Raw genomic sequence first — 25769 nt, 5'->3', positions numbered from 1 at the left:
GCACGGCAGAGGGAAATTACGCGCGGGTTGCGATAAGAATCGCGGAGGCTTTAATCAGGGCGATGATGCGTTTACCGGTCGCGAGGTGCATCTCTTCGCAGCTTTCATTGGTCACGACGGCCACAATTTCAAAACCGGCATCCGTCTGCACATGAACGGTAGCGTTAACGGCACCTTCGGTCACCTTGCTGATGGCACCGGCAAACTGGTTACGGGCAGAGAACTTCAGGCCGCAATCTTCGGTTGCCAGGGTCACCCACGGTGCTTTGATAAGGGCGATAGCTTCTTTTCCTGGCACCAGACCCAGTACCTCTTTGCTGCTGGTGGTGACAATAGCCACCAGTTTAGCGCCACCGGCCAGCGTTAATTCGACTTCATCATTAACCGCACCATGTGACGTTGCGCTAACGGTTCCGGTTAGCTGGTTACGTGCTGAAACAGACATGTTACCTCCTGTAGAACAGATGAAAGTTGGACGTACTGAAGAGTTTATACCACAGGTACGTCCGGTATCATCGGTTACACCAGGCTCTCTTTATCAATACCCAGTCGCTTCATTCGTGACAGCAGCGTGGTCCGTTTCAGCCCGAGGCGCTGCGCAGCGCCTTTTGGTCCCGCAACAACGCCGTTGGTTTCTTTCAGCACGCGCATAATCAGCTGGAATTCGTCTTCGCCCGCCTGTGCGACTTCTGCCACGACCAGCGGTTCTTCTGGCATCGTCACTTCGGGCAGGGAGAGTTGCAACACGCTGCCGCGCGTCAGTAACACGGCACGTTCAATGACGTTTTCCAGCTCGCGCACGTTGCCCGGCCACTCCATAGACGAAAGCGTTCGCAGCGTTTCGGCAGGAATGCTGTCAATACTGCGCCCCATCCGGCGGGCAATCTTCGCGGTAAAGGCTTTAACCAGCAGTGGAATATCTTCGGGGCGTTCCCGCAGCGGCGGCAGATAAATCGGGAAGACATTCAGGCGATAATAGAGGTCGCTGCGAAATTCGCGGTCTGCGACCATTTTTTTCAGATCGCGGTTAGTGGCGGCAATCAACCGCACGTCCGTCTGGATAAGCTTATTGCTGCCCAGGCGTTCAAACTCCTGCTCCTGCAACACGCGCAGCAGCTTGGGCTGGAGCTCCAGCGGCATATCGCCCACTTCGTCCAGGAACAGCGAGCTTTTATCCGCCAGCTCAAAACGACCCAGCCGCTGGCTGCTGGCCCCGGTGAAGGCACCGCGTTCATGACCGAAGAGATCGCTTTCCAGCAGGCCCGCAGGCATGGCAGCGCAGTTCATCTTCACCATCCGGCGGCTGTTGCGGTTGCTGAGATTGTGGATCGCGCGGGCAATGAGCTCTTTGCCCGTCCCGGTTTCCCCCAGGATAAGCACCGTGCTGTCGCTTTGCGCCACCATCTCGACCTGTTTGAGCACGCTGTACATTGCTTCGCTGCGGCCGATGATTTCACCGAACTCGCTGTCGACGTTGTTGAGCTGTTCCGTCAGGGCCAGGTTTTCATCGACCAGCCGCTCTTTCAGGCGATGAATTTCCTGATAAGCCAGCGCATTATCCAGCGCAATAGAAATACGTTCGGCGATCTGGCGCAGCAGCTTCAGGTTGGCGGTGTTAAACACGCCTTCTTCACACTGTGCCAGCTTCAGCACGCCCAGCATGGTATTGCCGGACATCAGCGGGAGCAGGCACAGCGTCTGGATCTTGTTGCCCCAGGTGTTAAACAGCAACCGTTCGTAGGGGGCCAGTGCATCGCGTTCGTTCAGATTGAGCAGCAGGATCTCTTTGCTCTTAAACACGCGTTCAGAAAGGGTTCCTGCTTCATCCACTTCACTCTGCTCGTGAGCTGGATTGGCTTCGTCGAGATAGTGCGTCGAGTAGATGTTCAGTTTGCCCTTGCGGTGGCCCCGCAGCGCGATGCTGATCGCATCAATTTTGAAATAGTGATGGATCTCTTTAGAGACTTCGCTGACCAGCTCGTCCATATCCAGGCGCGAGAGCACGGCGTTAGTGATCGCCACCAGAATGCGGAAGTTGTCGCGTTCACGGCTGAGCAGGTCGAAGTCGACATTGTTGGTCACCCGGTTCTGGATCTGCTCTGCCACCACGCCCACAATCTGGGTAAAGGTATGCAGACGCTCATACTCCGCCTCGCTCCAGGGCTGGTTAGTTTTGCGGATAAATTCGCAGCCACCAAAAATATGCCCTTCAGCCGCCAGCGGCAGCAGGCAGTAGTGCCCGAAAGGACGATACAGGTTGCTCTCTGCAAGCATCGGCCAGGCCTGGCGAAACTCGTCGAAGCTGCAATGCAGGGCTTCAGGGCGCGAGAGGATCCGCCGCACCGGGCCATGAGCCAGGATCGTTTCATCTTCGTACTGAAAGGGTTTGCCGTTGTCGTGTGCGGAAAAATAGCTCGCGCGATGACTCCCGCTATGCCAGAGCACAATGGCAGCGCTGTCCGCCAGTGCAGACTGCCTGACCAACCGCGTCAGGGCGTCGCTCAGCGAGCCGAGGTCCGGCTGCTGTAAAAGAGTGCGCGTAATGTCGAACAGGCCCTGCTGTCCAAGATCGCTCATCGGTGTATACGGCATCATTGCTTTCCAATTGAAACTGGCAAAAAAGAGAAAATCCTGTGCTGTCCGCTTTTGGCGCGGTTCTAGCAAATTCGGGGTAAAGGTTCGGCGTGTGGCAGATCCAGCGTACGTTTAACGCCGTAAAGCCCGGTCAGGCGCACCCCTTTGCGCTCAACCACTTCACCGATAATCGCGGCTTCTTTCCCTGAGGGATGAGCACGCAATTGTGCCAGCACCGCTTCGGCGGCCTGGCGTTCCACGCCGATAACCAGCTTGCCTTCATTGGCAAAGTTTAGCGGGTCCAGCCCAAGCAGTTCACAAAGCCCCCGTACTGCGGGTTTGACCGGTAGTCCGCGCTCGGTCAGTTCAATACCGCATCCGCTGCTTGCCGCGAATTCATGCACCACGGCATTAACGCCGCCGCGCGTGGCATCGCGCAGGGCTTTTACGCCCTGGCATGAACGCAGGGTCTGAATAAGCGGGGTCAGTACGGCACAGTCGCTGCGTAATTCGCCATCCAGCCCCAGACCTTCACGCAGGTTGAGTATAGTCGCGCCGTGGCAGCCCAGCGTTCCGCTGACCAGCAACACATCGCCGGGGGTCAGTTGCCCCGCACCCCAGTGAATATCAGCAGGAATGGCCCCCATTCCGGCGGTGTTGATGAACAGTTTGTCAGCCGCACCGCGTTGGACCACTTTAGTGTCCCCGGTCACGATGGCGATCCCTGCTTCCTGTGCAGTGGATGCCATGCTGGCGACAACGGCCTTCAGGGTGTCCATTGGCAGCCCTTCTTCAAGGATAAAGCCGCAGGAGAGAAAGCGCGGAATTGCGCCGCTGACCGCCACATCGTTTGCTGTACCGCAGATGGCCAGCTTGCCGATATCACCGCCAGGGAAGAACAGTGGATCGATAACGTAGCTGTCGGTAGAAAACGCCAGCCTGTCGCCCTGAGCGGTGAGGGTAGAGAGAGCAATGCGCGCCTGGTCTTCCTGCTCGGCCAGCCAGGGATTGTTAAAGGCGTCCATAAACAGCTGATTAATGAGCTGCTGCATGGCTTGTCCGCCACTACCGTGCGCCATTTCTACCCTGTTCATACTTCACACTCCTGATTGCGATACTGATACCACGCAGCGCACGCGCCTTCTGATGAAACCATCAGTGCGCCAAATGCAGTTTGCGGGTTACAGGTGTTGCCAAATAACGGGCATTGATGTGGTTTGCATTTACCGGTGAGTACGTCGCCACAGCGGGCGCGGGGATCGTCGCAAACCTGTTGCGGTTGCGGGTGGAAATGGGCTTCGGCGTCGAACACACGGTATGCAGACGTCAGGCGCACACCCGATTCGGCAATCAATCCCAGGCCGCGCCACTCGCTGTCGCCTTCCACGCTGAAGACCTCAGCAATGGCTTTTTGGGCAAGCACATTCCCGGCATCCGGGACCACGCGGCGATACTGGTTTTGCACCGTACTCAGGGCTGCTATTTTCTGCTCAACAAGCATGGTCACGCCTTGCAGTAGATCAAGAGGTTCGAAACCAGCGACCACTAAAGGGCGATCAAAGTCGCTGGCGATGAACCTGTAAGCCTCTGTGCCAATGACCATGCTGACGTGCCCTGGCGCCAGAAACGCGTCAATGCCGTTGCCCGGCTCTTCCAGCAGGCTGCGCAGGGTCGGGATAAGCGTAATGTGCTGGCAAAAAAAGAAAAAGTTGCTGATATTTCGCGCTTTGGCCTGTTGTAAGGTGATGGCCGTTGCAGGCATGGTGGTTTCAAAACCCAGGCCGAAAAAGACGACTTTCCGCGTGGGATTATCAGCGGCCAGCGTTAAGGCATCTACCGGCGAGTAGACGATACGCACGTCCGCTCCCCGCGCTCGGGCCTGGAGTAACGAGCCATTTTTCCCCGGCACGCGCATGGCGTCGCCAAAGGTACAGAAAATCACGTCAGGCTGGCTGGCAATCTCGATACAGCTGTCGATGCGTCCCATTGGCAGTACGCACACCGGGCAGCCCGGGCCGTGAATAAACTCGATGTTGTTCGGCAACAGCTGGTCGAGGCCAAATTTAAAGATGGCGTGGGTATGCCCGCCGCACACCTCCATGATGCGCAGCGGTTTTTCGGCGGTGTAGCGCAGATGTTTTGCCCGCATCTTCAGGTGTTCAATGAGCTGCATCACCTGTTCGGGGGCGCGATATTCATCAACGTAGCGCATGGTTATCGCTCCTCGCCGTACAGCAGCGCCCCGACATCAGGCTCCACATCAAACATGTTTTGCAGGGCGTCCAGCGTGTCACGCGCTTCTGCTTCGTTAATCACGCTCATGGCAAAGCCAACGTGTACCAGCACCCACTGGCCGGTGCGGGGCGCACCGTTTTCATCCACACTGCCAACCAGCGTCAGATCGACATCGCGCAGCACGCCGCACACGTCTACTTTGGCCTGATTGCCGTTAATCGCGTGGATTTTCCCCGGGACGCCTATGCACATCGTTCGCTCTCCAGCCAGTTCAGCCAGTTATCCATACCTTGCCCGCCAGTGGCTGAAACCAGCAGGATTTCAATATCCGGGTTCACTTCACGGGCATACGCCAGACATTTATCGACGTCGAAATTCAGGTACGGCAGCAGGTCGACTTTGTTAAGAAGCATCACCGATGCGGCGGCAAACATATGCGGGTATTTCAGCGGCTTGTCTTCCCCTTCGGTCACTGACAGCACCGCCACTTTATGCCGCTCACCCAGATCAAAGCTCGCCGGGCAGACCAGGTTACCCACGTTCTCAATAAACAGAATGCCGTTATCCGCCAGCGGCAAACGCGGCGCGGCATCGGCAATCATTTGCGCATCAAGATGGCAGCCCTTGCCGGTGTTCACCTGAATGGCCGGCGTGCCGGTTTCACGAATACGCGCGGCATCGTTAACCGTCTGCTGATCGCCTTCGATAACCGCGCAAGAAACGTGTCCGTTCAGGCGTTTAAGCGTTTCGGTGAGCAGCGTTGTTTTGCCAGAACCCGGGCTGGAGACCAGATTTAGCACCAGCAGCTTGCGGGCGGCAAAACGGGCGCGGTTGCGCGCAGCCAGTTGGTTATTTTTATCCAGCACGTTGATTTCGACGTCCAGCATCTGCCGCTGGCTGATGCCTGGCGCGTGCGTGCCGGCTTCGCCGTGGCCGTAATGCAGGTCGCCGTCAGCGGAATGTGTTGGCGTAAAGGCCAGGCCGGTAAAGGCTCCTGATGGCCGGGGAGCAGGAGAGAAGGGCGCGGAGCGAAACGCAGAGTGAGGACGATGCTCATCCCCTTCTATATAGAGGTTGCCTTCGGCGCAACCGCAGGTACTACACATAATTATTCCCTCTCGATTTCGAGGCGTTGGATCTGCATTCCGTCATCGGCCACGATGCGCAGCCCGGTGCTCTGACACTGCGGGCAGCTTCGTACTTTCGACGACAGCAGCATGACGTACTGCCGGCACTGTTCGCACCAGCACTCCGCCTGCTGTTCTTCAATATGAAGCTGGCAGCCTTCCGCCAGCGTGTCGCGGCACACCAGCTCAAAGCAAAAGGTGAGGGCGCTGGTTTCGACGCAGGAAAACGCGCCGAGTTTCAGCCAGACACCGGTCACGCGTTTTGCGTGGTGTTGTGCTGCCTGTTGTTCGATTAACTCCAGAGCCCGTTGGCAGAGGGTGATTTCGTGCATGACGCCTCCTCAGTGAATTGCGCCTTTAATGCAATAACGATGCCATCTTGATTTTTGTTAAGGCGTGACGATGTCAACCCTGTCGAAATGACACGTCGACACTGCCATTACAGTCGTGTGTTTTGTATTTAAAGCATTAAAAATCAATACATTAAAAACTGGCATGGAATCTGCTTAATAGCCGCAATCTCCATTAACCGGATATCTGACATGACTATTTGGGAAATCAGCGAAAAAGCGGATTACATCGCGCAGCGGCATCAGCAGTTACAGGAGCAGTGGCATCTTTACTGCAATTCTCTGGTTCAGGGGATAACCCTGTCGAAAGCCCGGCTACACCATGCCATGAGCTGTGCGGCGCAGGGCGATATGCGCTTTGTGTTGTTCGGGCACTTCACGATTTACGTCACCCTGGCGGACAGCTTCAACAGCCACACCATCGAGTATTACGTCGAGACAAAAGACGGGGATAAACAACGCATTGCGCAGGCGCAGCTGATGACCGATGGCATGGTTGATGGCCACGTCAGCAACCGCGATCGTCAGCAGGTGCTGGAACATTACCTGGAAAAAATCGCGCCGGTCTACAACGGCCTGTACAGCGCGGTTGAGCACGATTTACCGGTCAACCTGCAACAGCTGATGAACGGAAATCCATCGGCAAACGTTGCCTGAGTATTGCGTGTCGAGAAGTGTCGATAAGACAGATTTTCGTCAAAAATGACCATCACCAGAGGATTGCCCGGTGAACCGTTTTGTAATTGCCGACTCGACGGTCTGTATCGGCTGTCGTACCTGTGAAGCGGCGTGTTCGGAAACGCACCGTCTGCACGGGTTGCAGTCAATGCCGCGCCTGCGCGTCATGCGAAATGAAAAAGAGTCTGCGCCGCAGCTCTGCCACCACTGTGAGGATGCCCCGTGCGCGGGTGTCTGCCCTGTTAATGCCATCACCCGTGTTGATGGTGCGGTACAGCTCAATGAAAGCCTGTGCGTAAGCTGCAAGCTGTGCGGTATTGCCTGCCCGTTTGGCGCGATTGAGTTTTCCGGCAGCCGCCCGCTGCATATTCCGGCGAATGCCAATACCCCGAAAGCGCCGCCAGCGCCACCGGCTCCGGCACGCGTCAGTACGCTGCTGGACTGGGTTCCCGGCGTGCGCGCCGTTGCGGTGAAGTGCGATCTGTGCAGCTTTGATGAACAAGGCCCGGCCTGCGTGCGCACCTGCCCGACCAAAGCGCTCATTCTGGTCAATATTCGCGATATCGCCCGTACCAGCAAGCGCAAGCGTGAGCTGACGATCAACACCGATTTTGGCGATCTTTCGCTGCTTCAGGAATACAACGAGGGGGCGAAATGAACGCAGTGACGATGATTAACAGCGCTGTGGCCTGGTTTGCCGTCGCAGCCGTTCTGGCGCTGATTTTTTCGTTCCATAAAACCCTGAGCGGCTGGATAGCCGGGATCGGCGGAGCGACAGGCAGCCTGATGACTCTGGCCGCGGGTGGGGTGGTTCTGCTCGGCGGGCAATCCGTTGAAGCCATCATTCCGCTGGTGCATCACGCGGTTCAGGTAACCCCGCTGAATGCCATCTGGCTGGTGACCTTTGGCCTGTGCGGGCTGTTTATCAGCCTGTTTAATATTGACTGGCATCGCCATCACAGCACCAAAGCAAACGGGTTGCTGGTGAATGTGCTGATGGCTGCGGCGGTCTGCACCGTGACTGCCAGCAACCTGGGGGCGCTGGTGGTGATGGCTGAAATCATGGCCCTGTGCGGCGTGTTCCTGACCGGGTGCAGTGCTTCCGGCAAGCTGTGGTTTGCGCTGGGTAGACTCGGCACGCTGCTGTTGGCGCTAACCTGCTGGCTGGTGTGGCAACGCTACGGCACCCTGGATTTTGCCCTGCTGGACGAACGCGCGCAGCAGTTACCGTTTGGCGCTGACATCTGGTTGACGGGGGTGGTGGGCTTTGGTCTGCTGGCCGGGATTATCCCACTGCACGGCTGGGTGCCTCAGGCCCATGCCAATGCCTCAGCTCCGGCGGCGGCGCTGTTCTCCACCGTGGTGATGAAGGTTGGGTTGTTCGGCATTCTTACGCTGTCGCTTGCGGGCGGGCAGCCGCCGCTGTGGTGGGGCGTGGTGTTGCTGCTGGCGGGTATGGTGACCGCATTTGTCGGCGGGCTGTACGCGCTGATGGAACACAACATTCAGCGTCTGCTGGCGTATCACACCCTGGAGAATATCGGCATCATCCTGCTCGGTCTTGGCGCGGGCGTAACGGGCCTGGCGCTGAACCAGCCTGCACTGATTGCCGCCGGGTTTATCGGTGGTCTGTATCACCTCGTCAACCATAGCCTGTTTAAAAGCACGCTGTTCCTCGGCGCGGGTAGCGTCTGGTTTCGTACCGGCCATCGCGATATCGAAAAACTGGGCGGCATCGGCAAAAAGATGCCGGTTATCTCCCTTGCCATGCTGGTGGGGTTGATGGCGATGGCCGCGCTGCCGCCGCTGAACGGCTTTGCCGGTGAGTGGGTGATTTACCAGTCCTTCTTCGCACTCGGCCAGAGTGATGCATTTATTGCGCGTCTGCTCGGCCCGCTGCTGGCGGTGGGGCTGGCTATCACCGGCGCGCTGGCGGTGATGTGTATGGCGAAAGTTTATGGCGTGACCTTCCTTGGCGCACCGCGCACGAAAGAGGCAGAACAGGCCTGCTGCGCGCCGGTGCTGATGGCGGCAAGCGTGGTCGCTCTGGCGTTGTGCTGCGTTATCGGCGGTATAGCTGCGCCGTGGCTGCTGCCGCTGCTGGGGAGTGCGATACCGCTGCCGCTTACGACGGCGCACACCACCGTTTCTCAGCCGATGATTGCGCTGCTGCTCATTGCCGCGCCACTACTGCCATTCATTCTGATGCTGTTCTTCAAACGCGACCGTCTCTCTTCCCGCTCACGCGGTGCGGCGTGGGCCTGCGGTTATGAACACGAGCAATCCATGGTGATCACCGCCCACGGCTTTGCCATGCCGGTGAAAGAGAACTTTGCCGCCGTGCTGAAGTTGCGTCACTGGCTGAACCCGGTGGCGTGGATCCCTGGCTGGCAGAGTGCTGCCGTGCCTGCGCTGTTCCGCCGTCTGGCGGTTATCGAGCTGGCAGTGCTGGTGGTGATTGTGATTTCACGAGGAGCCTGACATGAGTCTGTTACTGGCATTACTTCAGGCGCTGGTGTTATTTGCCATTGCGCCACTGCTTTCCGGGGTGAGCCGCGTGCTGCGCGCCCGGATGCATAACCGTCGCGGGCCGGGTGTCCTTCAGGAGTATCGCGACCTGTTCAAATTGCTCACCCGCCAGAGCGTTGCACCCGATGCCGCAGGCTGGGTGTTTCGCCTGACGCCGTTTGTGATGGTGGGTGTCATGCTGACCATCGCCACCGCGCTGCCGGTGGTGACCGTTGGCTCTCCGCTGCCGGTGCTGGGCGATTTGATCACCCTTATCTATCTGTTTGCCATCGCGCGGTTCTTCTTTGCCATTGCGGGCCTGGACACCGGTAGCCCGTTTACCGGTATTGGCGCCAGCCGCGAGGCGATGCTGGGCGTGCTGGTTGAGCCGATCCTGCTGCTGGGGCTGTGGGTTGCCGCGCAGGTAGCGGGTTCGACTCATATCAGTTTTATCACCGATACCGTCTACCACTGGCCTGTAGCACGTTCCATTCCGCTGGTTCTGGCGCTGTGCGCCTGCGCGTTCGCCACCTTTATTGAGATGGGCAAACTGCCGTTTGACCTCGCAGAAGCAGAGCAGGAATTGCAGGAAGGGCCACTGACCGAGTACAGCGGCTACGGCTTTGCGGTGCTGAAGTGGGGCATCAGCCTCAAACAGCTGGTGGTGCTGCAAATGTTTGTAGGCGTTTTCTTCCCGTGGGGGCAGATGACGCACTTTACCGCTGGCGGCCTAGTGCTGGCAGTGGTTGTGGCCGTCCTCAAGCTGCTTATTGGCGTGCTGGTGATTGCGCTGTTTGAAAACAGCATGGCGCGTCTGCGTTTTGTGGCGACGTCCCGTATCACCTGGGCCGGTTTTGGCTTTGCATTTTTAGCATTCGTCTCCTTGCTGGTGGCGTGATTAAAGAGAATTTTTATGTCTGAAGAGAAAAAAGGTCAGCAGTATCTCGCCGCATTGCATCAGGCTTTTCCCGGCGTGGTGCTGGAAGAGTCCTGGCAGACCAAAGACCAGATAACCCTCACCGTGAAGGTGAACTACCTGCCAGAGGTGGTGGAGTTTCTGTATTACCAGCAGGGCGGCTGGCTCTCCGTGCTGTTCGGCAATGACGAACGTCAGCTGTGCGGGAACTATGCGGTTTACTACGTGATGTCGATGGAACAGTTCGAGAAGTGCTGGATTACCGTGCGCGTCGAAGTGGACCCGAACAAACCGGAGTATCCGTCGGTTACGCCGCGCGTGCCTGCCGCCGTCTGGGGCGAGCGTGAAGTGCGCGACATGTACGGCCTGGTGCCTGTCGGTCTTCCGGATGAACGCCGTCTGGTGCTGCCAGACGACTGGCCGGACGAACTCTATCCGCTGCGTAAAGACAGCATGGATTATCGTCAGCGCCCGGCACCGACCACCGACAGCGAAACTTACGAATTCATTAACGAGCTGGGCAGTAAAAAGAACAACGTGGTGCCGATTGGTCCGCTGCACGTCACCTCTGATGAGCCGGGGCACTTCCGTCTTTTTGTTGACGGCGAAAACATTATCGACGCCGACTACCGCCTGTTCTATGTCCACCGCGGCATGGAAAAGCTGGCGGAAACCCGCATGGGTTACAACGAAGTGACCTTCCTCTCCGATCGCGTGTGCGGTATTTGCGGTTTTGCCCACAGCACCGCCTACACCACCTCGGTGGAAAACGGCATGGGGATTGTGGTGCCAGAGCGCGCGCAGATGATCCGCGCCATTCTGCTGGAAGTGGAGCGCCTGCACTCGCACCTGCTGAACCTCGGCCTGGCCTGCCACTTTGTCGGCTTCGACTCCGGGTTTATGCAGTTCTTCCGCGTGCGTGAAGCCTCAATGAAGATGGCTGAGATCCTCACCGGGGCGCGTAAAACCTACGGCCTGAACCTGATCGGCGGGATCCGCCGCGACCTGCTGAAAGACGACATGATCCAGACCCGTCTGCTTGCACAGCAGATGCGCCGCGATGTGCAGGATCTGGTGGATATGCTGCTCAGCACGCCAAACATCGAGCAGCGTACCGTCGGTATTGGCCGTCTGGATCCTGACATTGCCCGCGACTTCAGTAATGTTGGCCCGATGGTACGCGCTAGCGGCCACGCCCGTGACACTCGCGCGGATCACCCGTTTGTGGGCTACGGTTTGCTGCCGATGACGGTACACAGCGAACAGGGCTGCGACGTGATTTCTCGCCTTAAGGTGCGTATCAACGAAGTTTTCACCGCGCTGAATATGATCGACTTCGGCCTGGATAACCTGCCTGGCGGCCCGCTGATGGTGGAAGGCTTCACCTATATTCCAAACCGCTTTGCCCTTGGCTTTGCCGAAGCGCCACGCGGTGACGACATCCACTGGAGCATGACCGGCGACAACCAGAAGCTCTATCGCTGGCGCTGCCGTGCGGCAACCTACGCCAACTGGCCAACCCTGCGCTATATGCTGCGCGGCAACACCGTGTCTGATGCACCGCTGATCATCGGCAGCCTCGACCCGTGCTACTCCTGCACCGATCGCATGACGGTGGTGGATGTGCGTAAGAAGAAAAGCCAGGTGGTGCCGTACAAAGAGCTTGAGCGCTACAGCATCGAGCGTAAAAACTCGCCGCTGAAATAAGGACTCGTCATGTTTACCTTTATCAAAAAAGTCATCAAAACCGGCACCCAGACCAGCCGTTATCCGCTGGAGCCGATGCCGGTGGATAAAAACTTTCGCGGTAAGCCAGAGCACAATCCGCAGCAGTGCATCGGCTGCGCCGCCTGCGTGAATGCCTGTCCGTCCAACGCCCTGACGGTGGAGACGGACCTGAAAACCGGCGAGCTTGCCTGGCAGTTCAACCTCGGGCGCTGCATTTTTTGTGGCCGCTGCGAAGAGGTGTGCCCGACGGTAGCTATCCGTCTTTCTCAGGAATACGAGTTGGCGGTATGGAAGAAAGAGGATTTCCTGCAACAGTCGCGTTTTGCGCTGTGTAACTGCCGTGTCTGCAACCGCCCGTTTGCCGTGCAAAAAGAGATCGACTACGCCATTGCGCTGTTAAAACACAACGGTGACGTCCGCGCAGAGCACCACCGGGAAAGCTTTGAAACCTGCCCGGAATGCAAACGTCAGAAATGCCTGCTGCCGTCTGACCGTATCGATTTAACCCGCCATATGAGAGAGGCCAGCTGATGGAAAACTTACTCGGCCCACGTGACGATAACGGCATTCCGGTGCCGATGACGGTGGACGAATCCATCGCCAGCATGAAGGCGTCGCTGCTGAAAAAAATCAAACGCTCAGCCTACGTGTACCGCGTGGACTGCGGCGGCTGTAACGGCTGTGAAATTGAAATTTTCGCCACGCTGTCGCCGCTGTTTGATGCAGAACGCTTCGGCATCAAAGTGGTACCGTCCCCGCGACATGCCGACATTCTGTTGTTTACCGGGGCGGTCACCCGCGCCATGCGCTCGCCGGCGCTGCGTGCCTGGCAGTCCGCGCCGGACCCGAAAATCTGCATCTCTTACGGCGCGTGCGGCAACAGTGGCGGTATCTTCCATGACCTTTACTGCGTGTGGGGCGGCACTGACAAAATTGTCCCGGTGGATGTCTATATTCCGGGTTGCCCGCCAACGCCTGCCGCAACGTTGTATGGATTTGCGATGGCGCTCGGCTTGCTGGAGCAGAAGATCCACACTCGCGCACCAGGTGAACTCGACAGCCAGCCTGCCACCATTCTGCATCCGGATATGGTGCAACCGCTGCGCGTGAAGGTCGACCGCATGGCGCGAAAACTGGCGGGCTATCGCTATGGCCGCCAGATTGCCGACGATTATCTGCGTCTGCTCAGTCAGGGCGAACATCAGGTGGCGCGCTGGCTGGAGGCGGAAAACGATCCGCGTCTGAATGAAATTGTCGCAAACCTGGATCAGGTGGTAGATGAGGCGCGTATCCGATGAGTGAAACGGTGGTGTTCAGTCAGCTGAGCCGTAAGTTTATTGATGAGAACGATGCCACGCCAGATGCGGCGCAGCAGGTGGTCTATTACAGCCTGGCGATTGGTCACCACCTGGGCGTGATCGACTGCCTGGAGGCGGCGTTAAGCTGCCCGTGGCCCGAGTATCTGGCATGGATAGCCACGCTGGAAGAGGGCAGCACGGCGCGCCGCAAGATGGAAGGTGTGCCGAAATACGGCGAGATTGTTATCGATGCTAACCATATTGCGATGCTTGCCAATGCGTTCGACGCGGCCATCAGACGACAAACCCCTGAACAGCAGGCGTGGAGCAAAACCCTGCTTGGGATGCTGCATGATATTCATCAGGAAAGCGCCATCTACCTGATGGTGAGGAGATTACGTGACTGACGTTTTACTGTGTGTTGGCAACAGCATGATGGGCGATGACGGCGCAGGCCCGCTGCTGGCGGAGATGTGCGCCGCGAACCCGCAGGGCAACTGGGTGGTTATCGACGGCGGCAGCGCCCCGGAAAATGACGTGGTGGCGATCCGTGAACTGCATCCGGAAAGGTTGTTGATTGTCGATGCCACCGATATGGGGCTCAACCCCGGTGAAACTCGCCTTATCGACCCCGACGATATCGCAGAGATGTTTATGATGACGACCCACAACATGCCGCTCAATTACCTGGTCGATCAGATTAAGGACGACGTGGGCGAGGTGCTGTTTTTGGGGATTCAGCCGGATATCGTGGGCTTTTATTACCCCATGACGCCACCGGTGAAAGAGGCGGTGGAGGTGGTCTATTCCCGGCTTGCGGGATGGGTTGGAAATGGTGGGTTTGAACCCCTCACCCTAACCCTCTCCCCATAGGGGAGAGGGGACAAAACACACCCTCTCCCCTATGGGGAGAGGGCCGGGGTGAGGGGTAAGGACTGGCTACGTCAGATCCGTACCGTTACTCGCAATCACCTTCTTATACCACCAGAACGATTTTTTGCGCTTTCTGTCCAGCGTGCCGTTCCCGGCATCGTCACGGTCAACGTACACAAACCCGTAGCGCTTGCTCATTTCGCCCGTAGAGGCCGCCACCAGATCAATGCAGCCCCAGGTGGTGTAACCCATCAGCGGTACGCCGTCTTCAATGGCATCGCCCATTGCGCGGATATGCTCGCGCAGGTAGCTGATGCGGTAGTCGTCGTTAATCTCACCGTTTGCCTCAATCACATCCTTCGCGCCGAGGCCGTTTTCCACCAGGAACAGCGGTTTCTGATAACGGTCGTACATCATGTTCATGGTGATGCGCAGACCCAGCGGGTCGATACCCCAGCCCCATTCGCTCACCTCGATGTGCGGGTTTCGCAGAGATTTCACGATGTTCGCCGCATTGGTGTTTTGTGCGTTCATATCCGCAGAGGCACAGCGGGAGGCGTAATAGCTGAACGACACAAAATCGACGGTGTTTTTCAGCAACTGGTCGTCGCCAGGCTCTTTAACAATCACCACCCCTTTTTCGCGGAACACGCGGGCAGAGTAGGCCGGGTAACTACCGCGCGCCTGCACGTCGATAAAGAACAGGTTCTCGCGGTCTTTTTCCAGTGCCATCCACACGTCTTCCGGCTTGCAGGAATACGGGTAGAAATTGCCGCCTGCCAGCATACAGCCGACCTGGTTTTCCGGGTTCACCTCGTGGGCGATTTTGGTCGCCAGTGCGCTTGCCACCAGTTCGTGATGCGCAGCCTGATATTTCACCTGATCTTCGTTTTCACCTTCTTCGAACACCAGCCCCGCACCCGAGAACGGGCTGTGCAGCATGATGTTGATTTCGTTGAAGGTCAGCCAGTACTTCACCAGACCGTTGAATTCTTCAAAGCAGGTGCGGGCGTAACGAGCGAACAGATCGACCATTTTGCGGTTACGCCAGGAGCCGTACTCCGTTACCAGATGCATGGGTACGTCGAAGTGGCACAGCGTCACCAGCGGCTCGATATTGTACTTTTTGCACTCTTCAAACACTGCGCGGTAAAAGGCAATGCCCTCTTTGTTTGGCAGCGGCTCATCGCCATTCGGATAGAGGCGGCTCCAGGCAATAGAGGTGCGGAACACCGTGAATCCCATTTCCGCCATAAGGGCTATGTCTTCTTTATAGCGATGGTAAAAATCAATCGCCTCGTGGCTTGGGTAAAACTCGTCGTCACGTAACGAAAAACGTTTTTCCTTACCGACCTTCACCGCCAGACGGTTTGCGCCGTGGGGGATCATATCGACGGTAGTCAGCCCTTTACCACCTTCACGGTAAGCACCTTCACTCTGGTTGGCAGCCAGTGCGCCGCCCCATAAAAATCCTTGTGGAAAAACAGACATTTTTACCTCGCTATAAAATTATGCTTGTGCTGCTTTGGCCTGAACCGGTGCGGTTTGCAGGGCGCGCGCTTTTTCTGCTTCGTCCTCAACCGGGATGTCTTCAAAGCCGAGTATTAACGTCAGGACAAACGACAGCACCACGGCCAGCGCCATTACGCCAAATACCCAAACGATAGTCATCGGATTCGCCGGGTCGAAAAACTGTACGCTGGTAAACAGCCCTGGTGCGGCCATCGAATGGCTGGCAAGACCGGCAATCCCGGCCACCGCGCCGCAGATAAAGCCGCTGATAAGACTGGCAATCAACGGACGTTTCAGGCGGACCGCCACGCCGTAGAGGGCCGGTTCAGAGATCCCCGCCATAATGGCAGAGGCCGCCGCCGCCAGCGCCGTCTGACGCAGTTCCGGGTTTTTGGTTTTCCACGCCACCGCCAGCGACGAGCCGCCGAGTGACAGGTTGGCACCAATTTCCGACGGCATCACCATCCCTTCTTTGCCCGTTTCGGCAATGGTCTGAATGATAGTCGGCGTAAACACACGGTGCATCCCGGTCATCACCAGCAGCGGCCAGAGCGCGCCCATAATCGCCACGGACAGCCAGCCGAGGTAGCCGTGAATGGTGTAAACCAGCGCAGAGATGGCACTGCCGATCCAGATCCCAAGCGGCCCAATCAGCACGATGGCAAGCGGGGCGGCAATCAACACAATCAGCATCGGTTTGAGGAAGTTTTTGGTGACGGCAGGGGTAATACGGTCAACCCAGCGTTCGATATACGACAGGCACCAGGTCATTACCAGCGCCGGGATCACGGTGTAGGTGTATTTCACCGCCGTGACCGGGATAAATGCGAACTCGACGTGTTCACCCTGGGCTGCTTTCGCCATTAGTTCGATAAAGCTCGGGTGGACCAGCACGCCCGCAATGGCAATCGCCAGCGACATGTTGGTTTTGAATTTCACCGCCGCAGAGGCCGCCACCATCAGCGGCAGGAAGAAGAACGCCCCGTCGCCGATCACGGTCAGAATGGTGAGCGTTGGCGCACCTTTTGGCAGAACCCCGGTCATCTCCAGGATCATCGCCAGCAGTTTAACCATCGAGCCGCCGATGATCGCCGGGATCAGCGGGGACATGGTGCCGATCAGCGCATCGAGGATCCCCGCGCCAATACGGCGGAAGGTGAGCTTTTGCGGCCCTTCGGGCACGGCAGGTTGCAGCTCCGTCGGCAGCAGGCTGACGACTTCACGGTATGCCTGGGAAACGGTGTTGCCAATGATTACCTGGCACTGGTTATCGTTACGCACCACGCCAAGTACGCCGCTGATGCTTTTCAGGCGAGCGGCGTCGGTGAGGGCTTCCTCTTTCAGGACAAAACGCAGACGCGTCATGCAGTGGGTGACGGCGACGATGTTGTCTTTGCCGCCAAGCGCGCTGACAACATCGTTTGCCAGCGCGGCATAATTTTTGGCCATCGGATTGTTACCTGTTATCGTTGTGAGAAATGTAGGAAACCGGTTCCACATAATCATCATGAGTTTCTTTGAATGAAACAAGATCACATTTTGTGCATTTTTTATATTCGTGATGATGATCACTTTGAGGTGTTGAAAGCGTGACATTGCCGCTGCGACAATTTTCCTGCGGTGCAGTACACTGCGCCCCATCAGTTTCAGACGGAATAAAAACATGACCACGATGCTGGAAGTGGCGAAGCGCGCTGGTGTCTCGAAAGCGACGGTTTCCCGTGTGTTGTCGGGAAATGGCTACGTGAGCCAGGAGACCAAAGACCGGGTGTTCCAGGCGATTGAAGAGAGTGGATATCGCCCCAATTTGCTGGCACGCAACCTGGCAACCAAACGCACGCAAACCCTGGGGCTGGTGGTGACCAACACCCTGTATCATGGCGTTTACTTCAGCGAGTTACTGTTCCATGCCGCCCGGATGACTGAAGAGAAAGGGCGACAGCTGATCCTGGCGGACGGTAAGCACAGCGCGGATGAAGAGCGTGAGGCGATTCAGTATCTGCTGGATATGCGCTGCGATGCGGTCATTATTTATCCGCGTTTCCTGAGCGTGGATGAGATGGACGAGATCATCGAAAAATGCGAGCAGCCCATCGTGGTGCTCAACCGTCGTCTGCGAAAAAATAGCAGTCATTGCGTCTGGTCCGATCATAAAGCCTCATGCCAGGCGGCGGTCGGGCAGCTGATTGAGAAAGGGCACCGGGAGATTGCGTTTATCACCGGCTCGCTGGATTCGCCTACCGGGATTGAGCGTCTTTCGGGCTACAAAGAGGCGCTGGCCCGGCACGACATTCCGCTGCGCCCGATGCTGATTGCGCAAGGACGGTGGAACCCAGAGAGCGGTGCGGCAGCAGTGGCGGAGCTTCTGTCCCGGGGTGAAACATTTTCGGCGCTGGTGGCAAGCAATGACGATATGGCCATCGGCGCCATGAAGCAGCTGCACGATAGCGGCATCGCTACGCCTGAGAAAGTGTCGGTGATTGGGTTTGATGATGTGGCCATTGCGCCTTACATGGTGCCGTCGCTCTCCAGCGTACGCGTGCCGGTCACGGAGATGATCAAAGAAACCATTAGCCGCCTGATCTTTATGCTGGATGGCGGTGAGTTCACCTGTCAGCAAACTTTCTCCGGGGAGCTGGTGCTACGCGACTCTGTCATCGACGGCCCGCATCGTTGACATCGACATCTGTCATCGTCAGAAGTGACGATGACAGTCTCCGAACAATCATTAAATCAATATAAATCAGTAAGTTAAAAACTGGCACGGTTTATGAATGTTTCCGCGCATGACTGTTATGCTGGAGAAGCAGATGAACCGTTTTATTATGGCCGATGCCAGTAAGTGCATTGGTTGCCGTACCTGTGAAGTGGCGTGCGTGGTATCGCATCAGGCGGATCAGGATTGCGCATCACTCACCCCTGAATCCTTCCTGCCGCGTATTCACGTTATCAAGGGCGTAAATATTTCTACGGCCGCTATTTGCCGCCAGTGCGAAGACGCGCCGTGCGCCAATGTCTGCCCTAACGGGGCTATCAAACGTGAAAAAGGCTTTGTCCATGTGATGCAGGAGCGCTGCATTGGCTGCAAAACCTGCGTGGTGGCGTGCCCTTACGGCGCGATGGAAGTGGTGGTTCGCCCGGTTGTGCGCAATAGCGGCATGGGGCTGAGCGTGCGGGCAGATAAAGCCGAAGCCAACAAATGCGATTTGTGCCATCACCGTGAAACGGGCCCGGCCTGCATGGAAGCTTGCCCGACGCACGCGCTGGTGTGTGTCGATCGTAACAAGCTCGAACAGATGAGCGCCGAAAAACGTCGTCGTGCGGCGTTCGACACCTCTTCGTCCATGCTGTTTTGATCCGCGATGAGCTGTAACGGCATACAGGTGCGGGTGCGCGGAAAAGTGCAGGGCGTTGGGTTTCGTCCCTTCGTCTGGCAGCTGGCGCACCAGCTCGGGCTGGCGGGCGATGTCAGCAATGACGGACAGGGCGTGCTGGTACGTCTTGCGGGTAATGGGGGGGACTTTACCGCAAGGCTGCGCCAGCTGTGCCCACCGTTGGCTCGTATCGATGCGATCCAGACCCAGCCGTTTGAGTGGTCAAACGCCCCTGACGGTTTCACCATCCGCCACAGCGCGGGCGGGGCGATGGATACGCAGATTGTGCCGGATGCCGCCACCTGCCCGGCGTGTCTGGCAGAAATGCGCGATCCGCGCGAGCGCCGTTACCGCTATCCGTTTATTAACTGCACCCACTGTGGCCCGCGTTTTAGCATTATCCGCGCCATGCCGTACGACCGTCCGGCCACGGCGATGGCCGGGTTTCCGCTCTGTGCGCCGTGTGAAGCAGAGTATCGTAACCCCGCCGACCGGCGCTTCCATGCGCAGCCTGTCGCCTGCCCGGACTGCGGGCCACAGCTTGAATGGTGCGGCGAAAACACGCACGCCACGCGCGAGCAGGCTCTGGCGGCGGCCGTTGCGATGCTGCGAGACGGCGGGATTGTGGCCGTCAAAGGTCTGGGCGGTTTCCACCTGGCCTGTGACGCACAAAATCCGCGTGCCGTGGCGCGGCTGCGGGCGCGAAAACAGCGCCCGACAAAACCCCTGGCGGTGATGATCCCCCATACTGATGGCCTGCCGGAATCCGTCAGTCACCTGCTGAGTTCACCCGCGGCACCCATTGTGCTCACGCCGAAAGCCTGGCTGCCTGAACTGCCTGAGGCGATAGCACCGGGGCTGGACTGTGTCGGCATCATGCTGCCGGCGAATCCGCTCCAGCATCTGCTGATGGCGGATGTGCAGAGCCTGCTGGTGATGACCTCCGGGAATCTCAGCGGCAAACCCCCGGCCATCACCAATGCGCAAGCGCTGGACGAGCTCAGGGATATTGCCGACGGTTTTCTGCTGCATAACCGTGACATCCTGCAACGGATGGATGATTCCGTGGTAGATGCGGATGGCGCTATGCTGCGCCGTGCCCGCGGTTTTGTGCCGGATGCCATCACGTTGCCTGCCGGATTCAGTGATATTCCCGCCATGTTGTGTCTGGGGGCAGAGATGAAAAACACCTTCTGTCTGGTGCGCGGCAACCAGGCGGTGATGAGCCAGCATTTTGGCGATCTCAGTGATGACGGCGTGGAGCACCAGTGGCGCACCGCGCTGTCAGTGATGCAGCAAATATATGCGTTTCAACCTGTGCGTGTGGTGTGTGACGCGCACCCGGGATACCGAGCCCGGCGCTGGGCAGATGAACAGGCACTGGCCACCGAAACGGTACTGCATCATCACGCCCACGCGGCTGCTTGCCTGGCGGAAAACGGCTGGCCGCTTGACGGCGGTGATGTTATTGCCCTGGCGCTGGACGGTATCGGCATGGGTGATAAGGGCGCGCTGTGGGGTGGGGAATGTTTGCGGGTGAACTATCGTGACTGCGAGCATCTCGGTGGGCTGCCTGCGGTGGCGCTGCCTGGCGGCGATCTGGCGGCCGTTCAGCCGTGGCGCAATTTACTCGCACACTGCCTGGCGTTTGTGCCGGACTGGCAGCAGCGCAGGGAGACTCACGCGGTACAAGCACAAAACTGGCCGTTGCTGGCAACGGCGATTTCACGCGGCATCAATACACCACAGGCATCGTCATGTGGACGGCTGTTTGACGCCGTCGCCTGCGCGCTGGATCTCACGCCAGATGTGCAGGGCTATGAAGGTGAAGCAGCCTGTCGGCTGGAAGCGCTGGCTGCCCGATGTAGTGGTGTTGCACATCCGGTCACGCTGCCGGTGATAAACGGCAACCTGGCGCTGAGCGTCTTCTGGCAACAGTGGATGGACTGGCAGGCCGAACCGTGCGAACGCGCGTGGGCGTTTCACGATGCGCTGGCAAAAGGGCTGGCAGAACTCGCTGCCTTCCACGCCCGGCGCGCGTCTCTCTCCACGGTGTGCTGTAGCGGCGGGGTGTTACATAACCGCCTGCTGCGTGCGCGCCTGCGTCATTATCTTTCTGACTTTACTCTTCTTTTGCCGTGTCACCTGCCCGCAGGTGACGGGGCTATCTCCTTCGGGCAGGCAGTGGTTGCTGCGGCCCGGTCATGTTCACAAAGGACTTAAAATGTTACGACTCTTACGCAACGAACCGCGCGCAGCGTTTTTGCTGCTGGCTCTGGTGATGGCCAATCTGCTCGCCTGGGGCTGGGCGTGGCGCACCTTCAGTGGCAGTACGGCGCTGATGGCGGCAAGCCTGCTGGCCTGGTGTTACGGATTGCGTCACGCAGTGGATGCCGACCACATCGCGGCCATTGATACCGTGACGCGTAAGATGATGCAGCAGGGTCAGCGGCCTTCTGGCGTGGGTGCATGGTTCTCGCTGGGCCACTCCACCATCGTGGTGCTGGCTTCGGTGGCGATTGCGGCTACCGCCACGGCGTTTCAGAAAAACATGGCCTGGTTTCATGAGACGGGCAGTCTGATCGGGACAGCGGTATCTGCGACATTTCTGCTGGTAATGGCGCTGGTCAATATGGTGATTTTGCGCGGTGTCTGGCGCAATTTTCAGGCGCTGAAAAACGGTCAGGCGATGGATGGCGACGTCACGCTTCCGGCTACGGGCGGGGTGATGAGCTGGCTGTTTGGCACCACGTTCCGCCTGGTGAACAAAAGCTGGCAGATGTATCTGGTCGGTTTCCTGTTTGGGCTTGGGTTTGATACCGCGACCGAAATCGGCGTGCTGGGGATCTCTGCCGCCAGCGCCTCTAACGGTATGTCGGTCTGGTCTATTATGATCTTCCCGGCGCTGTTCGCCAGCGGGATGGCACTGATCGATACTCTTGATAATCTGCTGATGGTGGGAGCCTACGGCTGGGCGTTCAACAAACCGCAGCGTAAGCTCTATTACAACATGACCATCACCGGCACTTCCGTGGTGGTTGCCCTGTTTATTGGCGGGCTGGAAGCGCTCGGTTTACTGATGGATAAATTTGCCCTGAGCGGCGGTATCTGGGATGTCATTGGCGCGGTTAATGACAATCTCGGTAACGCCGGGTTTGTGGTGGTTGGGCTGTTTGTCGTCTGCTGGCTTGTCTCGATGCTCAACTACCGCTGGCGCGGTTACGATGCACTGGTTGTGCGCTCCTGAGCCATTGCCGGGGGCAGCCAGGCGCGGGTGAAATCCAGCCAGCCGCCTGCGGTCAGGACAATATCCTGAACGTTTTCCATGGTGTTTATGCGATAGCGATAGTGGAACAGCGGCGTACAGGCGCCGCTCTCCAGCAGACGCCGGAAAAAGGGGACGAGCTGCGTATTCAGGCGCTCTTCGCTTTCGCAAAATCCCATCAGCTGCTGTTTCTCTTCCTGCCAGCGGGCGTCGCCAAGTGCGGTGGCCCACGCGGGTTCATCGGTAAACCATTCCGCCAGGGCAAAGCCCGGTAACTCGCCCGCCAGATAATCCCCCAGCACCAGGTCGGCCTGCTCCAGCGCGCCGGGAGTGTGCCACTCATCGCGGTCTTTCCAGGCGACAGTCAGCGTGCAATGGCGTTTTTTCAGCGCCGCATGAAGCGTATCGGCCAGCTCGCGAAGCTCCGGTGTGTGATAGCAAACCAGGCTTAACGCGGGGGGTAACGGGACGTCTGGGGCTGTCGGGAGCAACGGTGTTTGCAGGCCGGGAAGGACTTCGGTACGGGTTTGCAGATCGTCACGCTGTGCGAAGTTGCGCTGGCTCATAAAGACAATTTCCTGACGCAGCCAGTCGGCAAGCGGCTGCGCCAGTGCGGTATTTACCATTAACCATGCGAAGCCACCGCTGGTGGAAGAGGCGGCTTTCTGAGCGCTTTTCCCTTTCCCGACCGTTATCCAGGCCGGTTTCTGCGCCCCGGCGCTGGTTCGCCAGAACTCTATTGCGTGCAAAAGCGGGTGGGCGGCAAAGTACCAGGGCTGACGTTCCAGGCGTAAATAGTGGGAGTGATGGCGGGCGATGGCAAACGGCCCGGCACCGATTTCCGGCTGTTGCGGATGAGGCAGACGACAGACGTGGTGTGCCAGACGATGCGCGAGCATGGCATCCGGCGCGTGCAGGGTAATATCAAGACACCAGGGGGCAGCAAGCGAAACCTGATGAACATGCTTAAGCCCCGCGTTGCGCGCCGGATCGGCCAGCAGCTGTTGCACTCCTGCGAGGATATCTTCGTCACTGATGGCCTGACCGTTATGCCAGTGCGCGCCACTGCGCAGGTAAAACCGCCAGCAGAGGTTGTTATCACGGGTTTCCCAGTGGTGCGCCAGGTCTGGCACGGGGTGTGGCTGGCCGGGTGTGTAGCGTGTCAGTCCCGCATGTACCGCACAGATAATGTGTTGCTCCGCGCGGCGGCGCTGCAACGCCGGATAAAGCGAGGTGAGTGGGCGATACCAGGGAATACGCAGGGTCGGCTGGTGCTTAAGCCATTTTCCCCCCAGAAAAGGGGTGATGATGTGATGCAGGCTGGCCGGATCACCGTCTGCCAGCTGCAACGCGCTTTGATAGTCTCCCTTTTCCAGGCAGGCGTGCATCAGCGGTGCGCTGAGGTCGCTGGTGGTTGCCAGGCAGTGCAGGATGGCGCGATGCCCGCGCCCTGGCTGTGCGCTCCAGCTTAACCATCCGCTCTGCGTGAGCTGGCGCAACAGGGTGCGCACATGGCGCTCGCTGCACAGGGCCGTTTCGGCAACCTCGGCGATGGTTGTTGGCTTCGGATCTGCTCCGTAGTGCTGATAAAGCCGTTGATACTGACGGATTTTCTGAAGCTGGCGCATGAGGGCATTCCGCTGACAAAAAGGGATGCTGAGAGTGTAGGGTGTTTTGCGGAATAAATAAGGTCTGGTTAAGTAAAGTGTTCCGGTTTTGTCTTTCTGGCACATTCACCCTCTCCTCAACGAGGAGAGGGAAAACGGATATCGCGTTAGCTATCGAGCTGCGCCCTGATTTTTAGCGCAATACTTTCAGCCTGTGGCCCCAGAATCACCTGTGCGTTCTGAGTCCCCATTTTCAGAATGCCTTTTGCCCCCAGCGCTTTTAGCGCTGGCTCATCAAGCACGCTGTTATCACCCAGGGTTAAACGCAGACGGGTGATGCAGGCATCAACCATTTTCAGGTTATCTTTACCGCCAAGTGCGGCGATGTACTGCGCGATTGCCTCATGCTGATCGTCTGATTCACCTGCCACGGTTTCATCTTCTTCACGGCCTGGTGTTTTCAGCTTAAAGAAACGAATGGCAAAGCTGAACACCACAAAGTAGATAACAAAGAACAGGGCAATCAGTGGGATCAGGATCCACGGTTTAGTGGCCAGCCCCCAGTTCAGCACAAAGTCGATGAGACCTGCCGAGAAACCAAAGCCATGCAGTACGCCCAGACTGTTGGCAATGACCATGCTCACGCCCGCCAGCACCGCGTGAAGGGCATACAGCGCTGGGGCGAGGAACAGGAAGGAGAACTCGATAGGCTCGGTTATCCCGGTCAGGAATGCCGTCAGCGCCACCGAAAGCAACATCCCGCCTACTGCGGAGCGACGCGCTTTTGGTGCAGCAAAGTACATTGCCAGCGCAGCGCCAGGCAGGCCGCCCATAAAGATGGGGTATGCCCATGCCATGTATACGCCTGCGTGTGGGTCGCCGGCGAAGAAGCGGTTAAGGTCGCCACGGGTCAGGTCAGTGGCAATCTGCGTAATGCTGGAGCCATCGATCCCCGGTACTGCACCGCCAACCACCAGGCCTTTCACCACGTCCGGCGCCAGGCAGATGTTATGTACTGCGCTTGCCGCGTCATAGGTTACCTTCAGGCAGTCGCCCAGGCTGAACCAGAAGACCGAGTGCAGAATGTAGTGCAGGCCGAAGGGAATTAACGCGCGGTTAAGCACGCCGTAGATAAACCAGCCAGGCTCACCGCTGCGGGAAACCAGCAGACTAAAGGTATCAATTCCGTGTTGTACGGAAGGCCAAACGTAACCGCAAACCCAGGCGATAAGCAGGCAGATAAGCCCGGTCATGATCGGCACCAGGCGTTTACCGGCAAAGAAGGCGAGGAAGTCAGGCAGTTTTGTGTCGCTGAAGCGGTTATAACAGTGGCCTGCCACTACGCCTGCGATAATCCCGGCAAAAAATGACATGTTAATTGACGAGTTAATCACTGCTGTGGCTTTGGTCAGAACCAGGAAACCCACGGCCCCCGCCAGTGCCGCCGCGCCCGCGTTGTCTTTTGCCAGACCGATGGCAATCCCCAGAGCAAACAGCAGCGGCAGGCTGTCAAAAATGCCGCCGCCCGCGCTGGCGATAAACGGAATATTAAAGACATCGGGCTGACCCAGTCGTAATAATATTGCTGCAACGGGCAAGGTTGCGATAGGCAGCATCAGGGCTTTGCCCAGACGCTGTAAATAGCTAAATGCGTTCATAGAGTGTGTTCCGAAAAGATGACTTAATTCACTTCGAAAAATAACAGCTTTTATTTTAATGTGAAA

General features: G+C 57.9%; 24 protein-coding genes. 13 read left to right on the top strand and 11 right to left on the bottom strand.

Going from position 1 to position 25769, the window contains the following annotated elements; translation table 11 throughout:
- Positions 1-16: 16 nt before the first annotated feature.
- The 7 genes from M987_RS00730 to hypA form a co-directional block, all read right to left on the bottom strand.
- Positions 17-445 (bottom strand): TOBE domain-containing protein, encoded by a 429-nt coding sequence (locus M987_RS00730; protein ID WP_014071531.1) that lies wholly within the window; start codon positions 443-445, stop codon positions 17-19.
- A 74-nt stretch (positions 446-519) separates the two neighbouring features.
- Positions 520-2592, bottom strand: a complete 2073-nt coding sequence (gene flhA, locus M987_RS00725; protein ID WP_041162277.1) for a formate hydrogenlyase transcriptional activator FlhA — start codon at positions 2590-2592, stop codon at positions 520-522.
- Positions 2593-2657: 65 nt separating this feature from the next.
- A complete protein-coding gene (gene hypE, locus M987_RS00720) occupies positions 2658-3668 on the bottom strand; it encodes a hydrogenase expression/formation protein HypE (RefSeq protein ID WP_014071529.1) in 1011 nt (336 codons plus the stop codon).
- Positions 3665-4786, bottom strand: a complete 1122-nt coding sequence (gene hypD, locus M987_RS00715) for a hydrogenase formation protein HypD (protein ID WP_014071528.1) — start codon at positions 4784-4786, stop codon at positions 3665-3667. Before hypD ends, hypE begins: the two co-directional genes overlap by 4 nt.
- Positions 4787-4788: 2 nt before the next feature.
- Positions 4789-5061 carry a HypC/HybG/HupF family hydrogenase formation chaperone gene (locus M987_RS00710; protein ID WP_014071527.1) on the bottom strand — a complete coding sequence of 91 codons (273 nt, stop codon included), beginning with the start codon at positions 5059-5061 and terminating at the stop codon, positions 4789-4791.
- Positions 5052-5915 (bottom strand): hydrogenase nickel incorporation protein HypB, encoded by an 864-nt coding sequence (hypB, locus tag M987_RS00705; protein WP_014071526.1) that lies wholly within the window; start codon positions 5913-5915, stop codon positions 5052-5054. The genes M987_RS00710 and hypB overlap by 10 nt, the downstream gene beginning before the upstream one ends.
- A 2-nt stretch (positions 5916-5917) precedes the next feature.
- Positions 5918-6268: a hydrogenase maturation nickel metallochaperone HypA gene (gene hypA / locus M987_RS00700; RefSeq protein ID WP_014071525.1), complete on the bottom strand. Its 351-nt coding sequence runs from the start codon at positions 6266-6268 to the stop codon at positions 5918-5920.
- Positions 6269-6478: 210 nt separating this feature from the next.
- On the opposite strand from hypA, the gene hycA reads away from it, so the two are divergent.
- The 9 genes from hycA (at position 6479) to hycI (ending at position 14287) form a co-directional block, all read left to right on the top strand.
- Positions 6479-6943 (top strand): formate hydrogenlyase regulator HycA, encoded by a 465-nt coding sequence (gene hycA / locus M987_RS00695; RefSeq protein WP_014071524.1) that lies wholly within the window; start codon positions 6479-6481, stop codon positions 6941-6943.
- A gap of 70 nt (positions 6944-7013) precedes the next feature.
- Entirely contained in the window at positions 7014-7622 is a 609-nt protein-coding gene (locus tag M987_RS00690; protein ID WP_014071523.1) for a 4Fe-4S dicluster domain-containing protein, read from the top strand.
- Positions 7619-9445, top strand: coding sequence for a formate hydrogenlyase subunit 3 (gene hycC / locus M987_RS00685; RefSeq protein ID WP_014071522.1), 1827 nt, complete (start codon positions 7619-7621; stop codon positions 9443-9445). Before M987_RS00690 ends, hycC begins: the two co-directional genes overlap by 4 nt.
- Position 9446: 1 nt before the next feature.
- A complete protein-coding gene (locus M987_RS00680; RefSeq protein WP_014071521.1) occupies positions 9447-10370 on the top strand; it encodes a respiratory chain complex I subunit 1 family protein in 924 nt (307 codons plus the stop codon).
- A 15-nt stretch (positions 10371-10385) separates the two neighbouring features.
- Entirely contained in the window at positions 10386-12095 is a 1710-nt protein-coding gene (locus M987_RS00675; RefSeq protein ID WP_014071520.1) for a hydrogenase large subunit, read from the top strand.
- A gap of 9 nt (positions 12096-12104) precedes the next feature.
- Positions 12105-12647, top strand: a complete 543-nt coding sequence (locus M987_RS00670) for a formate hydrogenlyase complex iron-sulfur subunit (protein ID WP_014071519.1) — start codon at positions 12105-12107, stop codon at positions 12645-12647.
- The gene (locus tag M987_RS00665; protein WP_014071518.1) at positions 12647-13414 is read left to right on the top strand and encodes an NADH-quinone oxidoreductase subunit B family protein; all 768 of its coding nucleotides are present in this window, start codon (positions 12647-12649) and stop codon (positions 13412-13414) included. The genes M987_RS00670 and M987_RS00665 overlap by 1 nt, the downstream gene beginning before the upstream one ends.
- The gene (locus M987_RS00660; protein ID WP_014071517.1) at positions 13411-13821 is read left to right on the top strand and encodes a formate hydrogenlyase maturation HycH family protein; all 411 of its coding nucleotides are present in this window, start codon (positions 13411-13413) and stop codon (positions 13819-13821) included. The genes M987_RS00665 and M987_RS00660 overlap by 4 nt, the downstream gene beginning before the upstream one ends.
- Positions 13814-14287, top strand: coding sequence for a hydrogenase maturation peptidase HycI (gene hycI, locus M987_RS00655; RefSeq protein WP_014071516.1), 474 nt, complete (start codon positions 13814-13816; stop codon positions 14285-14287). Before M987_RS00660 ends, hycI begins: the two co-directional genes overlap by 8 nt.
- Positions 14288-14353: 66 nt before the next feature.
- Here hycI and M987_RS00650 read toward each other — a convergent pair whose 3' ends face one another.
- Together M987_RS00650 and ascF are read right to left on the bottom strand one after the other, a co-directional pair.
- The gene (locus M987_RS00650) at positions 14354-15778 is read right to left on the bottom strand and encodes a 6-phospho-beta-glucosidase (RefSeq protein ID WP_014071515.1); all 1425 of its coding nucleotides are present in this window, start codon (positions 15776-15778) and stop codon (positions 14354-14356) included.
- 18 nt (positions 15779-15796) lie between these two features.
- Complete coding sequence (ascF, locus tag M987_RS00645; RefSeq protein ID WP_041162276.1) at positions 15797-17248, bottom strand: PTS cellobiose/arbutin/salicin transporter subunit IIBC; 1452 nt, start codon at positions 17246-17248, stop codon at positions 15797-15799.
- Between the two features lie 190 nt (positions 17249-17438).
- Here ascF and M987_RS00640 point away from each other — a divergent pair, with 190 nt between their 5' ends.
- The 4 genes from M987_RS00640 (at position 17439) to M987_RS00625 (ending at position 22420) form a co-directional block, all read left to right on the top strand.
- Positions 17439-18476 carry a LacI family DNA-binding transcriptional regulator gene (locus M987_RS00640; RefSeq protein WP_342626523.1) on the top strand — a complete coding sequence of 346 codons (1038 nt, stop codon included), beginning with the start codon at positions 17439-17441 and terminating at the stop codon, positions 18474-18476.
- Between the two features lie 133 nt (positions 18477-18609).
- Positions 18610-19155, top strand: a complete 546-nt coding sequence (gene hydN, locus M987_RS00635; protein WP_014071512.1) for an electron transport protein HydN — start codon at positions 18610-18612, stop codon at positions 19153-19155.
- Between the two features lie 6 nt (positions 19156-19161).
- Positions 19162-21396, top strand: coding sequence for a carbamoyltransferase HypF (gene hypF / locus M987_RS00630; RefSeq protein ID WP_014071511.1), 2235 nt, complete (start codon positions 19162-19164; stop codon positions 21394-21396).
- A 1-nt stretch (position 21397) separates the two neighbouring features.
- Positions 21398-22420 carry a HoxN/HupN/NixA family nickel/cobalt transporter gene (locus tag M987_RS00625; protein WP_014071510.1) on the top strand — a complete coding sequence of 341 codons (1023 nt, stop codon included), beginning with the start codon at positions 21398-21400 and terminating at the stop codon, positions 22418-22420.
- On the opposite strand, the gene M987_RS00620 is transcribed toward M987_RS00625, so the two are convergent.
- Together M987_RS00620 and nagE are read right to left on the bottom strand one after the other, a co-directional pair.
- Entirely contained in the window at positions 22393-24066 is a 1674-nt protein-coding gene (locus tag M987_RS00620; RefSeq protein WP_041162114.1) for an SgrR family transcriptional regulator, read from the bottom strand. The two genes, M987_RS00625 and M987_RS00620, sit on opposite strands and share 28 nt — an antisense overlap.
- Before the next feature lie 146 nt (positions 24067-24212).
- The gene (gene nagE, locus M987_RS00615) at positions 24213-25703 is read right to left on the bottom strand and encodes an N-acetylglucosamine-specific PTS transporter subunit IIBC (RefSeq protein ID WP_014071508.1); all 1491 of its coding nucleotides are present in this window, start codon (positions 25701-25703) and stop codon (positions 24213-24215) included.
- Positions 25704-25769 lie beyond the last annotated feature (66 nt).

It is taken from the genome of Enterobacter soli ATCC BAA-2102 (genome assembly GCF_001654845.1).
In the GTDB taxonomy this organism is placed as follows: Bacteria; Pseudomonadota; Gammaproteobacteria; order Enterobacterales; family Enterobacteriaceae; genus Enterobacter; species Enterobacter soli.
This window is presented reverse-complemented; position numbering and strand designations above follow the sequence as displayed.